Source organism: Colidextribacter sp. OB.20 (assembly GCF_009911595.1).
Classification (GTDB): Bacteria; Bacillota; Clostridia; order Oscillospirales; family Oscillospiraceae; genus Lawsonibacter.
Genome location: NZ_QWKG01000038.1, coordinates 1 through 14,860 on the forward strand (window position 1 = coordinate 1; position 14,860 = coordinate 14,860).

12 protein-coding genes and 1 other RNA gene are annotated in these 14,860 nt (G+C 55.4%); 7 read left to right on the top strand and 6 right to left on the bottom strand.

The window, feature by feature from the left end:
• Positions 1–402: 402 nt before the first annotated feature.
• The 4 genes from grpE to D1641_RS10445 all read right to left on the bottom strand — a co-directional run bounded on the left by grpE (position 403) and on the right by D1641_RS10445 (position 5,180).
• Entirely contained in the window at positions 403–990 is a 588-nt protein-coding gene (gene grpE, locus D1641_RS10430) for a nucleotide exchange factor GrpE (protein WP_160665478.1), read from the bottom strand.
• A gap of 86 nt (positions 991–1,076) precedes the next feature.
• On the bottom strand, positions 1,077–2,132 hold the full coding sequence (gene hrcA, locus D1641_RS10435; RefSeq protein ID WP_160665397.1) for a heat-inducible transcriptional repressor HrcA: 1,056 nt from the start codon (positions 2,130–2,132) through the stop codon (positions 1,077–1,079).
• Positions 2,133–2,584: 452 nt separating this feature from the next.
• Positions 2,585–3,961 carry an MATE family efflux transporter gene (locus D1641_RS10440; protein ID WP_160665399.1) on the bottom strand — a complete coding sequence of 459 codons (1,377 nt, stop codon included), beginning with the start codon at positions 3,959–3,961 and terminating at the stop codon, positions 2,585–2,587.
• 67 nt (positions 3,962–4,028) lie between these two features.
• Positions 4,029–5,180, bottom strand: coding sequence for a cysteine desulfurase family protein (locus D1641_RS10445; protein WP_160665401.1), 1,152 nt, complete (start codon positions 5,178–5,180; stop codon positions 4,029–4,031).
• Positions 5,181–5,358: 178 nt separating this feature from the next.
• Between D1641_RS10445 and D1641_RS10450 the strand changes: the two genes are divergently transcribed.
• The 6 genes from D1641_RS10450 to ssrA all read left to right on the top strand — a co-directional run bounded on the left by D1641_RS10450 (position 5,359) and on the right by ssrA (position 9,076).
• Entirely contained in the window at positions 5,359–6,030 is a 672-nt protein-coding gene (locus D1641_RS10450; protein ID WP_347707418.1) for a thiamine diphosphokinase, read from the top strand.
• Positions 6,031–6,103: 73 nt separating this feature from the next.
• Complete coding sequence (gene smpB / locus D1641_RS10455) at positions 6,104–6,565, top strand: SsrA-binding protein SmpB (RefSeq protein WP_160665405.1); 462 nt, start codon at positions 6,104–6,106, stop codon at positions 6,563–6,565.
• Positions 6,566–6,580: 15 nt separating this feature from the next.
• Complete coding sequence (locus tag D1641_RS10460; RefSeq protein ID WP_160665407.1) at positions 6,581–7,018, top strand: hypothetical protein; 438 nt, start codon at positions 6,581–6,583, stop codon at positions 7,016–7,018.
• 164 nt (positions 7,019–7,182) lie between these two features.
• Positions 7,183–7,968, top strand: coding sequence for a hypothetical protein (locus D1641_RS10465; RefSeq protein ID WP_160665409.1), 786 nt, complete (start codon positions 7,183–7,185; stop codon positions 7,966–7,968).
• A gap of 23 nt (positions 7,969–7,991) precedes the next feature.
• A complete protein-coding gene (locus D1641_RS10470) occupies positions 7,992–8,522 on the top strand; it encodes a peptidylprolyl isomerase (protein ID WP_160665411.1) in 531 nt (176 codons plus the stop codon).
• A 208-nt stretch (positions 8,523–8,730) separates the two neighbouring features.
• Positions 8,731–9,076, top strand: a transfer-messenger RNA (tmRNA) gene (ssrA, locus tag D1641_RS10475).
• Between the two features lie 815 nt (positions 9,077–9,891).
• Here the strand turns inward: ssrA and D1641_RS10480 are convergent.
• Positions 9,892–10,866 (bottom strand): Rep family protein, encoded by a 975-nt coding sequence (locus D1641_RS10480; RefSeq protein ID WP_160665413.1) that lies wholly within the window; start codon positions 10,864–10,866, stop codon positions 9,892–9,894.
• A gap of 51 nt (positions 10,867–10,917) precedes the next feature.
• Positions 10,918–12,636, bottom strand: coding sequence for a relaxase/mobilization nuclease domain-containing protein (locus D1641_RS10485; protein WP_160665415.1), 1,719 nt, complete (start codon positions 12,634–12,636; stop codon positions 10,918–10,920).
• An 859-nt stretch (positions 12,637–13,495) separates the two neighbouring features.
• Between D1641_RS10485 and D1641_RS10490 the strand changes: the two genes are divergently transcribed.
• On the top strand, positions 13,496–14,728 hold the full coding sequence (locus D1641_RS10490) for a hypothetical protein (protein ID WP_160665417.1): 1,233 nt from the start codon (positions 13,496–13,498) through the stop codon (positions 14,726–14,728).
• The last annotated feature ends 132 nt before the right edge of the window (positions 14,729–14,860 follow it).

The following is a 14,860-nucleotide window of genomic DNA, read 5'->3' on the forward strand; positions in this document are numbered from 1 at the left end:
CTTCCACACTCTTTTTTCTCTGAATTTTTCCTTATTTCCCTCTTGACTTCATACCACTGGACTCCTAATATATAAAGATTGGTGTTAACAGTGATTAACGCAGGAGCATTGCTCCCAGGGAGAACAGGGTATACAGCCAGACCAGCATTCCGGCACTGAGCATCAGAGTAAACTTGACATTTTTGCAGGCAGTACACATATCGGTCTGACCTCCTTGTACCTGTGGTTGTTTAACTTTCAGGTCTCCCCAAAAGGCCCCCTTCCCAAGGGGGCTCCCGGCGAAGCCGGGTGGGGGTTTTCCGAGAAGACAGATGCTTTCCGACCAGGAAAACCCTCTGTCACCGCCTTCGGCGGCGCCGCCTCCCTTTTCAAAGGGAGCCTTTTCGCCGCGGCGGGACGGGGCTAATTGGCTACCTGGACCATGGCGAAGCGGATGACCTTCTCTCCCAGCATAAAGCCGGCCTGGAACACCTGGGCCACCACGTTCTCCTCCAGGTTCTCGTCCTCGATGTGCATGACGGCGTTGTGCAGGTTGGGGTCAAAGGGCTTCCCCTGGGCGTCGATCTCGGTAATCCCCAGCTTGGCGAAGATCTCCTTCAGCTGGTTCATAATCATTTCCACGCCCTTTTTATAGGCCTCGTCGGCGGTCTCCTGTTTCAGGGCCCGCTCCAGGTTGTCGTAGACGGGGAGAAAGGCCTGAACGGTGTCCGCCTTGGCGTCGGCCCACAGCCCCTCCTTCTCCTTGGCGGTGCGCTTGCGGTAGTTGTCGTACTCGGCGGCCAGGCGGAGAAACTGCTCCTTGGGGACCATCGGCTCCACAACCGGCTCTTCCTCCACCGCTGGCTCCTCCGGCTCGGGACCGGGTGTGTCGGCCTGGGACTCGGCTTCCCTGACGGCCTCCGCCGTCTCTGCCTGCTCCTCCAGGACCTGGTCGGGGGTCTCCTGAACGGGGACCTCTTTCTTTTCTTTTTTCTTGCTCACAGCATTGATGCTCCTTCACAGGTGTATTCTGTGTAGGGGCGGACATTGTCCGCCCGCGGGCGCATGCTATGCGCCCCTACATTGGGCAATCTCGTCTATTCCTCGGGCTCCTCCGGGGCGGGCAGCTCCTTGCCGAACATCCGGGTAAGGCTGTCGGCGAAGTAGGACAGCCGGGCGGTGACCTTGGCGTAGTCCATCCGGGTGGGACCGACCACTCCGATCACCCCCCGCATATTGTCCCCGATGTCGTAGCTGGCCATGACCACGCTGGTGTCCTTGAGCGCGTCGTTTACGTTTTCCGGCCCGATGAGGATGTTCATATTCTTGCCGGTGTCCAGGGTGGCGGGCAGGCGGGGAGCCTCGCTCTCCTCGCTGAGGTAGGCCATCAGGGGCTTGGCCCTGTCCAGGCTGCGATACTCCGGGTGCTCCAGCAGGTGGGTGATGCCGGCGGTGCGGAATTTCTGCTCGCTCTGACCGGCCAGCACCTCCATGGCGAACTCCACCACCAGGGCGATGAGCTCGAAGGCCCCTGGGGCCGTGTGGGTCTCCATTCGGTCCAGGGTCTCGGACATCTCCTCCCGGGGCAGGCCCACAAAGGAGCTGTTCAGCACGGCAGACAGCATCTGGAGCTGTGGATCGCTGAGCGTTCCGGGGATGTGGATCAGCTTGTTTTTCACCACGCTGCTGTCCGTCATGACCACGGCGATGAAGGCGCTTTCCTCCACCATCAACAGGTCAAACCGCTTGACGGTGATGCGCTCCTTCGCCGCCGCCATGGTGAACACCGGGTAGTCGCTGAGCTGAGAGAGCACCTTGCCCGCCCGGTCAATCACCCGGTCCAGCTCCTCCATCTTCAGGTTCAGCGCGTCGTTGATGCGCTGGGTCTCCTGGATGGTGAGCTGCTGCCGGTCCATCAGCTCGTTGACATAGAGCCGGTAGCCGGCGGCGGAGGGGATGCGTCCGGCGGAGGTGTGGGGCTGCTCCAGATAGCCCTGCTCGGTAAGGTCGGCCATCTCGTTGCGGATGGTGGCAGTGGACACGTCCAGTCCGGCCAGCTCGGCCACCGCCTTGGAACCCACCGGCTCGGCGGTGGCGATGTAGGTCTCTACAATCGCCCGCAGGATGCGCTTCTTTCGGTCGGACAGTGCCACGGCACTCACCACCTTCTCATTTCATTTCTTTAGCACTCATATTCCAGGAGTGCTAAAGATAATGTACCACTCCCCCCGGAAATTGTCAATAGCACATTTATGAATTTATTATAAACAAATCATCCCCGGCCATTCCTTGCAGAATAACCTGGGATGTGCTAATTTTTCTGCGATGATTACACCTCCATACAATATAGTACAATGTAAACGTTGACAGCTCATTTATCATTCGGTTACCATTGGGTTGAGGTGATTGCTATGATAAAAGGCCCTAAAAAAACAGTTAATGTCTTAATGCCACTGGATTTATATGAAACTCTGAAAGAACTGGCAGAGAAACACTGCCGGTCAATTCCAAGCTATATCCGAGTTGTTCTGTTTGAGCATGTGCGAAGCAGGAAATAGAAAACTGACCGCCTGCCGAAAGAGACAGGTGGTCAGCTTTTTAATATCTATGTTCGGGTCAGGTCCCGAATCCACTTGTCTGTGGAGATACGCCGGACGCCAAAGCCGAACTTCACAATACTCTCCAGGGTGGTAGCCAGATAGACCCACAGGATATCCGCGTGGAACACCATGCCCACGAGAAAAGCGGCGGGGATGGCTGCCAGCCACTGGGGCAGGGTGTCGATGAGGGTGGCGGCCTTCACGTCGCCGCCTCCCCGAAGCACCCCCACAATGACCACCCCGTTGAAGTCCCGGAGGGGGCGGACCAGGGCCAGCACCGTCATCATCATCACGGCGATGGAGCCCGCCCGGGCGGACATGTCAAAGAGGGGGAACACCCAGGCCGGGGCGATGAAGTGGGCAAAGACCAGCAACAGCCCCGCCACGCCCAGTCCGCAGAGGATAGCCAGGGTTGCCAGCGCCATGCCGGCGGACCGCACATTCCCGGTCCGCCCCGCCCCCACCTCCCGGCCGATAATGACGGCGGCGGTGGTGGACAGGCCGAAGGAGATCACCATGCAGATCTTGTCCGCGTTGCCCGCCACGGTGTAGGCGGCCAGAATCTCGGTGCTGCCCGCCATGTGGCCCATGATGGTGGGGAATACGGAGGTCCCCAGGCCCCAGGTGGTCTCGTTGAACACCACCAGCCCGCCGTATTTCAAAAAGCGGCGAACCATGTCCCCGCCGGGCCGGAGGAGCAGGCCGGGCCGGACCTGGAAGAACCGGCTCACTCCCATGTGGGTCATGACGATGACGATCTCCAGCAGCCGGGCGATGAGGGTAGCCAGAGCCGCCCCCTGCACCCCCAGGGCGGGAGCGCCCAGCTTTCCGAAGATGAACACCCAGTTCAGGAAGGTGTTCACCGCCATGGAGGCCACCAGGATGTACATCCCCAGCTGGGGCCGCTCCATGCTCCGGTAGGCCGCCACATACATCATGGTAAAGGCGTTGAGCACATAGGACAGTCCGGCGATGGAGCCGTATTGGGCGGCCAGCTCAATGACCTCCGGGTCATTGCCGAACAGGCTGAGAAATTCCACCGGGCACACCAGCAGAATCCCGGCAGACAGGGCGGACACCAACAGCACCACCCACATAGCCACCCCCATCACCCGGTTGATGGACTCCATGTCCTGCCTGCCCCAGTACTGACTGATCAGGACGGAGGAGCCGCTCTGAACGCCGAAGATGAACATCTGCACCACATACAGCGGGATATTGGCCAGAGTCACCGCCGCCATGGGGGACTCCCCCAGCATGCCCACCATAAAGGTGTCTGCCATGCCCAGAGTGCTGGTAATCAGGTTTTGCAGCACAATGGGGGCGGCCAGCAGGGCCACCTGTTTATAGAAGCCGGGCTTCTGCTTCATGAACGCGAACATGAAATGATGCTCCTTTATCTGTAGGGGGCGGCGACCCGGCGCCCCGTGAATATTGTGACGGCGTACCCTACGACATCGCCGTAAACAGCACCTCCCGGGCCTCCCTCAGGCCCTGAACCAGGGCGTCCGCGTCCTCCCTGGTGGTGTCGTAGGAGAAGCTGAGGCGCAGGACGCCGTCCAGCACAGGCTTGGGCAGTTTCAAGGCGGCGAATACGTGGCTGGGCCTTCCCCGGTGGCAGGCGGAGCCGGAGGACAGGCAGATTCCCCGGTCGCTGAGGAAGCGGACCACCACCTCACTCTTGTAGCCTGGCAGGGAGACGGGCAGGATGTGGGGCGCGCCGCCGCCGGTGAGGACAATGGCCTCCGGGACGGCCTGGGTCAGCTGTTCAATGGTATAGGCCTTCAAATCGGACATGTGGGCGATGTCCTCCCCCATGGAGGCCGCCCCCAGCCGGGCGGCGGCGGCAAGAGCGGCGATCTGGCCGGTGGCCTCGGTGCCCGAGCGCAGTCCGCCCTCCTGCCCCCCACCCCGGATGAGGGGGGCAAACCGCCTGGAGTCCGCCAGCTCCTTCCGGACGTACAGCGCCCCTACCCCCTTGGGGGCGTGAATCTTGTGGCCGCTGACAGACAGCAGGTCAACCCCCAGCTCCTTGGGGGTAAAGGGGACCTTTAAAAAACCCTGGACCGCGTCGCAGTGGAGCAGGGCGGGGCAGCCCAGCTCCCTGATGGCCCGGGCGGCCTCCTTCACAGGGAGAAGTGTGCCCAGCTCGTTGTTCACCAGCATCATGGACACCAGCACGGTGTCCGGCCGGAGGGCGGCCTCCACCTGGGCGGGGTCGATGTCCCCGCGGCGGTCGGGCTGGAGGTACGTCACCTCGTATCCCTGTCGCTCCAGGTCCTTGACCGGCTCCAGCACGGCGGCGTGCTCGATGGCGGTGGTGACAATGTGCTTCCCCCTCCGGCGGTTCCACTCCACCGCCCCCTGGATGGCCCAGTTGTCGCTCTCGGAGCCGCAGGAGGTGAAGAAAACCTCCCCAGGCTCGCAGCCCAGTGCCCCGGCCACATCGGCCCGCCAGGACTTTACCCGGTCCGCCGCCTGCTGCCCAAGGGCGTACTGGGAGGAGGGGTTGCCCCACCCTTGGGTCATGGCCTCCAGCGCCGCCTGGACGGCCTCAGGCCGCACCGGCGTGGTGGCGGCGTTATCAAAGTAGTGAAGCAAGCTGTCCGCCTCCCGAAAACAAAATCAGCACCGGCTATTTTATGCTGTTCTTTTGGGAAAGTCAATACCTGTTTCCCTGCAGAGGCGGACAATGCCCACCCCTACATTATCCTTGCAAACGGGGCGCAGTTTGTATATAATGGAAGCCAGAAAAGAAACCGGCGGAGGAGTGTTTGTCGTGAATCCTGATTCCAATATCTGTTACATCGTGGGAGCCATGTCCCTGACCCCCGACCTGCGCCCCTACCCCACCCGGGGGGACTATGTCATCGCCGCCGACCGGGGGTTTGACTCCCTGATGGCTTACGGCGTCACCCCCGACCTGGCGGTGGGGGACTTCGACTCCCTGGGGCACCGGCCCAACCACCCCAACGTCATCCAGCTGCCTGTGGAGAAGGACGACACCGACATGGTGTACGCCATCCGCAAGGGGCTGGACCTGGGCTACCGCCGGTTCGTCCTGCTGGGGGGCGTGGGCGGCCGCCTGGAGCACACCCTGGGCAATCTCCAGCTGCTGGACTGGCTGGCCCGCCAGGGAGGACAGGGCTTTCTGGCCGGAGAAAAGACAGTGGCAACCTGCGTCCGGGGCGGAAAGACCGTTACCTTCCCACCCACTATGGAGGGCTATCTGTCCGTATTCTGCAACAGCGGCGCGGCGGAGGGGGTCACCCTCACAGGCCTGAAGTACCCCCTGGACGGCTACACCCTCACCGGCGACTTCCCCCTGGGGGTGAGCAACCAGTTCCTGGGGACGGAGGCCGGCGTCTCCTGCAAAACGGGCAGTCTGCTGCTCATCTGGAAGGACGCCGGGGACTTTTACGCCAAGCTGCCCAGGCTGTGGGCACAATAGGCGGTTTTCCCCTTGCCTTTTTGGGCAGGATATGGTATAGTAGTCTGACCCTGGAGGAAAGGAGGGGGCCGCTGTGGCAGAGCCGGTCAAGATCGTGGCCAAGAACAACAAGGCCTATCACGACTATTTTATTGAGGAGAAGTATGAGACCGGCATTGAGCTGGCGGGCACCGAGGTAAAATCCATCCGCCTGGGCAACGTGAATTTGAAGGACTCCTTCTGCCTGGTCAAGGACGGGGAAATCTCCGTGCTGGGGATGCACATCAGCCCCTATGAGAAGGGGAATATCTTCAACAAGGACCCCCGCCGCACCCGCCGGCTGCTGATGCACAAGCGGGAGATCCTGCGGCTGTTCGCCAAGATCAAGCAGGACGGCTACTCTCTGATCCCCCTGTCGGTGTACTTCAAGGGCCCCCGGGTCAAGCTGGAGATCGGCCTGGCCAAGGGCAAGAAGCTCTACGACAAGCGGGAGTCCGCCGCCCGCCGGGACGCCAAGCGGGAGATGGACCGTGCCATGAAGTCCCGGGGCCGGTAAGCGGAGGGCGCCGCCGTGGAGGATACCCTGTCCTGCTTCACTGTGGGCACCAAGCCGATGATCCGGTATGTAGGCTTCGCCTGTCTCGCGGCGGCCGCCCTGTGCGTGGGGCTCTACTTCTGGGCGGCACGGATGTTTCCGGGAGAGAAGTGGCTGGAGCTGCTTCTGGCTGTCCTGATGACCGTTCTGGCGGTGGAGGGCATTTCGGTGCTGGTCCTGTTCCAGCGCAGCCAGCTGAAGGTGTCGGGTGAGCATATCTTTTTCGTCTCCAACGGCCGAACGGGCAGCTTTCGGGTCCGGGACGTGGCCTTCGTGATGTGTTCCCCCAAGCAGGAGCGCACGCTGTACGGCCAAAACGGGCAGGTGCTGGTCCGGCTCACCCGGAATATGAATAACCTCCCCCTGCTGGACCAGTATTTTAGAGCGTATCATGTTCCAATCAGGAATCTATAATAGTAAAGGGAGAACAACTGTCATGGCAAATCCCACTGCCGCCGTCGAGATGGAGAGCGGCTCCATCGTCAAGGCGGAGCGCTGCCCCGAGATTGCCCCCTGGTCCATGACCGTGGGGTGCTGTCCATGGACCAGGCCATGAGCTCCCGGAGCCGGTAAGGGATATGTACACCGACATGGGACTGACCGTCCCGGACTCCTTTCGGGTCAACGAGGGGGGCATCATTGTCCATGGCTCCGCCGTCCATGTGGAGTCTCCCCTGGGGAAGAGCCGGAGCTTTTCCGTTCAGGAGGTTGACCGCCTGATCGTCCACCGCCCCAAGGGCAGGAGCTTTGAAAACGTCCTGCTGGACGCCCAGGGCCAGACGCTCTGCCGCTTTACCCGCATGGAGAAAAACGGTGACGTCTTTCTTCAGTATCTGCTGAATCAGGGCGTGCCCTTCTTCCACTCGGACGGTCAGCCGCTGGAGATTGTCCGCCCCGCGGAGCCGGCTTCCGGCCCCCGCTTTACCCTCCAGCTCCGGCGGACCGCCCCTGTTTGGACGTGGATCGGCCTGGGGATGGGCCTTGCCCTGGTGCTGTCCCTGGTGGGAATCCCGGTCACAGCCATCCTGAGCGGCCCCCATATAGAGCGGAATCTGGACGTCCTGCTGGGCGTGATCCTGATTTCCCTCGCCGCCCCCTGGGTCTGCGCCGCGGCATCGGGCCAGCTCTTTCCCCCCGTGCTGTATTTGGAGGGAGAACGGATGTGGGTAAGCCGCGGCCTGGGCCGCCGGGAGCTCCGCCTGGAGGACATGGACTGCTGCCGCTTCCAGCGCTCCGACGAGTGCTGCATTTTATATGACAAGCGGGGCCGGCCAGTGATAAAGTTCAGCACCGGGGACGACTTCGGCCCCCAGCTGATAGACTTCCTGACCAGCCGCGATATCAGATTGCGCTCCCAAAAGTGAGCGCCAAGAAAGGAAACAACGCCATGCCTGACAAGAAAAATCCCATTGTCACCATCGAAATGGAGAACGGCTCCATCATCAAGGCGGAGCTCTACCCCGAGATTGCCCCCAACAGCGTGAACAACTTTATAGCCCTCATCCAGAAGGGCTTCTACGACGGCCTGATTTTCCACCGCTGCATCCCCGGCTTCATGATCCAGGGCGGCTGCCCGGAGGGCACCGGCATGGGCGGTCCGGGCTACTCCATCAAGGGGGAGTTCAGCCAGAACGGATTTCCCAACGACCTGGCCCACGACCGTGGGGTACTGTCCATGGCCCGGGCCATGAATCCCAACTCCGCCGGCAGCCAGTTCTTCATCATGGTGGATAAGGCCACCCACCTGGACGGCGGCTACGCCGCCTTCGGCAAGGTCATCGAGGGCATGGAAGTGGCCGACGCCATCGTCTCCGGTAAGACCGACTGGAACGACCGGCCCCGGCAGAAGCAGGTGATGAAAAAGGTCACCGTGGACACCTTCGGGGTGGAGTACCCCGAGCCTGAGAAGGTGCAATGAGACAATCCTCCGTCATCCGCTTTGCGGATGCCACCTCCTTTCAAGAGGAGGCTGTTTGACCGCCTCGGCGGCCGTTCCCCACGGCGGCGAAGCCGCCGCCTGACCGCGAGCCCAGCGCCAGCGGGTCGCGGTCGGAGAGGAGGAACAACGAAGTGAGTAAGCTTTCGCCTTTAGCCGGAAGTGAACAATACGAAGCTTGCGACGACGAGGGGGCGTACCGGTTTCGACGGGGGCATAGAAGCAGGAATAGCGAGCGGATGCGCCTAACATCCTAAAAATGGGCAATTATAAATTAAAGAACGACGATAACGTAGTTCTCGCCGCTGCTTAAAGCGGCCGTCCTGCCCGGAAGGACCACGAGCCGGGTCTGGGCGTAGCCTTAGTGGTGCCCGTGCGTTCGGAAAGAGTTGACCGGGCCACGCATTATGACTCTACCAAGCCCAAGAGTGTGACGACCCACGCTTGAGTGAGGGAATGGAAAGGATCGTCTGCGCTCGGAGAAGTTCCTGTGGAAGTGCTTTCGGACGGGAGTTCAACTCTCCCCGCCTCCACCACAATCAAAAGGTTCGAACCCGCGTCCGGGTTCAACCGTTCAAATCCGCAGTATCGCGGTATATAGAAGCACCTTCGGTATCGTACTCGACACATCGGGGTACGATGCCGGACAGTGTGACCCAGATTGTCCCCCTACCTATGCAGCCATTCAAAAATGGATAGAGGACAATCACGGTGTCAAAGTTAGCAAGTCAAGCGTCACTATGGTAAAAGACAAATGCGGGGCCTTGAAACTTGATTTTAAGGCCGGGAAGGAGCCGGATAGCGGTATTATAAAGACGGCAAAGGAAAGGCTTGTTTTAGAGGCATTCCGAGCGTTTGGCGTGGTGTAGTGCCTATGTATAATTAGGCCGGGCGGTAGCTTCTACTGTCCGGCCTTTCTGTTTTTTACCAAGAAAAAGTGTTACAAAAATGTTCGGAGAACTCAGGGACATTTTAAGAGTCAACAAAAAAAGTGTTACAGGTGTTACAAAAAGTGTTACACTCTTTTTGACAGAAAGCCTTGTGTGGAGCGGGTTTGACAGTGCTGAGCTTATTTGTAACGGCTGTAACACTTTTTTTCAAAAACTTTCTACTGGAGCGACAGGAGTATAATATTTTCTTAATAATACCCCTTAAATGCCACTAATATCAAGGGATATTTAAAATTAGAAATCAATGTGTGCGTTATAATATAGAAGGGCTTGTAGATAGAAACGGCGGTATAGCAGGCTCGGTATGGCATGTGTGGCGGTATAGTATAATTAGAGGGATTATTAAAAAATTTTAATTATTCAAGAATAGAGAGAGGGGTAGGCATTGCCTACCCCTCTCTCTATTTGTGTACATATTTCCTCAAAAGCTCCTGTATTTCATAGCGATATTGCCCGTATGCTGATTTCCAATCCTTGTTCGCTAAAATTTCATCCAGAGAAATTATCTCTCCGTTCTTAATTTTTTCACACAAGATTACATAGTTTGCTCCCCGTAACGCACGCTCTATATCTCTTTTTTGATACATACATGCTAATTCCCATTCCTCATTTGCCATGATTTCGTCCAAAGAAGTTATCTCTCTGTTCTGAATTTTATCACATAAAGCCGAACAATCTTGCTTTGCTAAGTCTGCCATACATCTGCCTTTGTCTTTCAGTTTTTTCGCATACACCGGATTTTTCAATAGTTTACGATATTCCTTTATACCGCGCAATTCATTGTATGCAATTTCCTCCCTGTCTAGTTTTGCGATTGCTTCCCGAAAAAGGCGGTCAAGCGATTTCCCACCATTTTTCGTCACGAAATCCCTTCCCTTTAGCCAGCTTTCTTTATTCTCATCATAATAGTCCATGTAATCAGTTCCGGCAAGGGTTACAACATCTTCGGGGGCATACTGAATCTTGTTTTCATACTTGATGTGCGTCAAGTATGACAAACTGTTAGGGTAACTGTACCGGCCCGGGCGGGGCTTTTCGATAACCTCCGGGGGAACACCGATATATTTCGCAATTTCTTCCAGTGTGGCCCCGTGCGAGGGTTCAAGTCTTGCAACAATGTGATAGTGCGGTTTGGTGGTATCAGTGCTATTGTGGTATTCTTTCGACTTTGAATCAGCCTTTTTCTCGCCCTTGTGCTCTATAGCGTACATTTCCTTTACCTTCACGCCGTTGTCCTCTAAACGCTTTTTAATGACTTCGGCAGTTGCTTTGCAGTCCCCTAATGTGGAAAGCTCTTTTTCCGTCCAGTTGTAATGCGCGGGGTCATAATCACTTGTAAGCATAAAAAAGGATAAATTAGCATTTAATCTTGCCATTTTTCTGGCCTCCTTATGATGTTTTGAATTTTTACTGTGGATTGGTTTCCCCTACCGCCGGGGAAACCAATCCATATCGTCCTGTTGATTTTCTAACTGCTTCTGTGCTTCTTCTTCATCCCTTTTTTTGAGCATCATTTTCAGCTTCGCCACGCCGCTTAATGTATCTGTCTGCGGGGCTGTCGCGCTCTGTGTGGGCTGTTTCGCTTCGGGGATACTATTTTCCCCTTCGGTCCTCTCTGCTGCCGTAGGCGGCGTTGTAGGGGGTTGCTGCGCGGGGCTGGGTGCTTCTGCTCTAATATCCTGTTGCAATCCGCGAATCACGGAATCAACCTTGTTTCTCACCGTCTGGACATCCACGGACTTTATTGCCGGGGTATGTGTCATTTCTGTGTTCCATCCGCTCTGTGAAATGTCGGACAGATCGCGCTTGCTTTCCGCTACATTGTTGCGCTGCTCTGCCATCCGCAACCGCTCTTTCGCCTTTTCGTCCAGTTTTTCCCGCAACGCTTTCACCCCATAGGCATCACCCAAGGTATAGGAACGCGCTTTATACTTCCTGTCCGCGCCCTCCATGTGGTCCGGAACGTCCACAAGTTCATAGGAAATATACTTGTCATGCTGCCGAGAAGTACCATACCGGGCCTTTACTCCTTCATCCTCCAAGGCTTCCAGAAAATCATCCTCAGAAGTTGCGTTCTCCATGGCAATTCGAATCCGCTCGCGCAAATCATCCTTCCAGATATACACCGCCGCGCCGCCGTTCTCTGCGGCATCCTCGTTTTCTTCCTCTAACGCACGTTCCGTCTGTGTAAACTTGTCCTTCGCCTTTTTGCCGTTGTCCAGCGTGATATGCCTACCCGCTACCCGGTTGAAGTTCTCCTTGACATATCCAAATTTCGTCTGCTCGTCCGTACAGCCTTTATATTCCATGCTGTCAACATTACTCACAAGGATATGGACATGCAGCTTTTCACCCTTCCCATCGTTCTGGACGAAAATAGCCGCCTTCCTGTTCGGATATGCTTCTTCGACAAACTCCTGTGCAATCTCTAACGCCAAATAAGCAGAATCTTCACCATGCGGGTCAAGTTCCTTTTCACTGTAGGAAGCCACAATCCGCCTCACTTGATTTTTATTCTTTCCAGAGGCCCGCGCCCAATCCTGCGCCATTTGTTCCTCAAAGGGTATCACTTCATCGGGGAGCATCCCCACGCCGCCAATAAGCAAATTTCGCTTTGCGTGTCCGTTGTGGCCCCGCCCGTTTCCTCGTGCGTATTGGATAGCGGCCCTGCCGTTTCTTGTGTGGGAAATTCTGGTATATGCCATGACGTTTACAAATTCCTCCGCAATCGCATCAAACCTGTTCATGATTTCATTGATAGCTTCCGGGGAAAAGCCCTTGCATTCTTCTACAATGGACTGCTGTGTATTTGCCAATTCCAGAACGCTGATTTTTCCCTCGGCATACTTCCTTTCCAGATTTTTCAATTTTACTTCCTGATTGTAGTTGACTCCTATCCTGTTTAATTCTGTCCTTATGCCGGATAATTCAGTGTAGACGCTGCCAATCAGTTTCTTTACGGCTTCGCCCTGTTCCCTGTCTACATACTGCAATCCGTCACAATACTTATTCAGACTGCCATCAACGGTACGCCGTATAATTTCCGCTGTGGAGCAGCCGCCGCTTTTCGCCAGATTGTCAATTTTTTCTTTGACCCTGAGCGGTAGCCGGATTGTAACCTGTATCAGCTCGTTTTCATCTTCCATGTAGTTTCCTCCATTTCTGAATTTAAGCGCAAAAAAGCCTGACATTCCTCTCTGTGAAATGTCAGGCTTACAAAGACAAAAACACCCAGCGTTTGACATTAACAGAGAAATTATCTGGTTTCTTCGCAATTATAACTCTGTAACTGTTGTTTGCTAGTCAAACTCTGTAACTGTTGTTTGTGATTGAAAACTATGTAATTGTTGTTTGTGATTAAAACACATAGCGGAGTTCCGCTCTTGACATGTGCGGCCTTGTGTTAGTCGGAAGCAAACCCCCTATGTTCGGAATTGTTGTTTGCCGCTCCCGCCGCAAACAATAATTCCTCTTGTAATTATCCTACCACACAATCCCGCGCATGTCAAGAGCCCAAAAGCGAGCGCGAGCGCGAGCGCGAGCGCAAGTAACTGGTTTAGAGGCGCGCCTCTCAAACCCTACTTGCCGGGGGACACGTACCGTTTCCCCTCGGAACCCCTTCTTTTGCGGAAATGCCCTATTGCATTTCCTTGTCAAAACATATATAATAATAGCGGACAACAAAAAAAGGCAGGCCGGAAGGGTGCTACCAACACCCGTCCGGCCCTATGCAGGAGAAATGGCCTCTCCCACACAGCAGATATAACTGCGCCCGTTTTTCATTATACCCCGTTCCATGCGTTTTATCAAGGGGGAGAATGTGGCTGTGCGCTTGTTAGCGGTGTAGGGAATTTGAAATCCCTGCGCCGCTTTTGTTGTCTCACACGGGAAAGCCTATGGGGGCCGGGAATGGAAGTACCACCCCCAACGGCTGAACCGTTGAGACAGTTGGACCTACCGTCTGGCGCGGCGGTTCAAAATACAAACAAGTGCGAGGAAGAAAATATGAAAAGAAAAACAATGGCGCTCATGTTGGCACTGTCTATGTGCCTATCCCTACTGTCTGCCTGTGGTTCTGGCAACACGGCAACGGATGATAAACCACCCGAATCCGAGAATGTTGTCAGTTCCACAGAGCAGCCGGAGGAAAGCGAAGAGCCGGAGGAATCCAAGGAGCAGCCGGAAGAATCAGAGGAACCCAAGGAGGAAGAGCCGGAGGAATCCGAGGAACCAAAAGAGGAAAGCAATGCGGGAACGGAACTTCTTGCGCTTTTGCAGGAGGAATATCAAAACGGATTTGTAGAGGGCGAAGGGCCGAGACATACTTATTATGATGCTACCGATAAAAAAGCCTTTATCCATAACGGAGTTGTCTATATACACGGTGTAGAAGGTTATGGCGGTGTAGACGTCTTTTGTTCTTATGACATTGCCACAAAAGAATTCAAGGAACTTGTTTCACCGGATACAATCGGCTGGGGTCAATGGTCTCTTCATTTTATGGACGGCAATTTTTATTTTATGGGATTTACGTTTGGGGATGGTGAGAATTCCGTAGGGGCAAGAATGTATGATTGTAACGGCACAGCTCTTACAACTGCTTATCTCGGCGATCTATCCTATTATTTTTTTGAAAAGGGCATTTTAGCACAAAGCATGTGGGGCAACACCTTTTCCTTTTTGCCCCATAATCTTGAGGAAGTGACCGAGATTCCCGCCCCACAGCGTGAAGTTGAACATGGACTGAAAGAGGATGTGTATTTGGGTATATACAACATGTTCGCTGCTGACGGGACAGCATATGCGCGGGGTGATGAATCTCATCTTTACCGTTTCAACGCAGATACTTGCGAATGGGAAGATACGGGCAATGTTTCGGACTTTACGAATCAAGTCGGTAGTTTTTGCGGGAAATACGTCACACGGAGAGACGGCATTTATGACTATGTCGCAGGGGAGCAGGTTTTTGAATATGGGGAATTGTATCCCGCTGTAAGTGAATGGGGGCATGATAATCTTTGCTACTTTGGAGGTGACAAATATCTTGGCGTTAAGAACAAGGAATATAGGTGGGTAAATCTCAAGGACTTGACCATGTCAGACCCGCTGCCATTCCCGGAGGGAAAAACGGTTACTGTTTTGAATGATACCTATTGTGTATATGAAGACAGCTACGGCTGGTTTTTGTGGAATTACAACACAGGCGAAGAAGAAACGATTGCGCTGTTTGAACAGTAAGCCGCACCCTCGCCTATGGGGGCGCAATATGTCAATCTAACCTATTTATAAAATGTTAAAGACTATACCGTCAAAATATCTTGACAAAAAGTTATTTTGACGGTATAATTTTATTGTCATAATAACTATAGT

What these genes read in the sequence shown, in the direction of transcription:
- D1641_RS10440 (WP_160665399.1), bottom strand. Translation starts at nt 3,961, where the DNA reads ATGTTCGCGTTCATGAAGCAGAAGCCCGGCTTCTATAAACAGGTGGCC.
- D1641_RS10465 (WP_160665409.1), top strand. Translation starts at nt 7,183, where the DNA reads ATGTACACCGACATGGGACTGACCGTCCCGGACTCCTTTCGGGTCAAC.
- D1641_RS10485 (WP_160665415.1), bottom strand. Translation starts at nt 12,636, where the DNA reads ATGGAAGATGAAAACGAGCTGATACAGGTTACAATCCGGCTACCGCTC.
- D1641_RS10480 (WP_160665413.1), bottom strand. Translation starts at nt 10,866, where the DNA reads ATGGCAAGATTAAATGCTAATTTATCCTTTTTTATGCTTACAAGTGAT.
- D1641_RS10470 (WP_160665411.1), top strand. Translation starts at nt 7,992, where the DNA reads ATGCCTGACAAGAAAAATCCCATTGTCACCATCGAAATGGAGAACGGC.
- D1641_RS10490 (WP_160665417.1), top strand. Translation starts at nt 13,496, where the DNA reads ATGAAAAGAAAAACAATGGCGCTCATGTTGGCACTGTCTATGTGCCTA.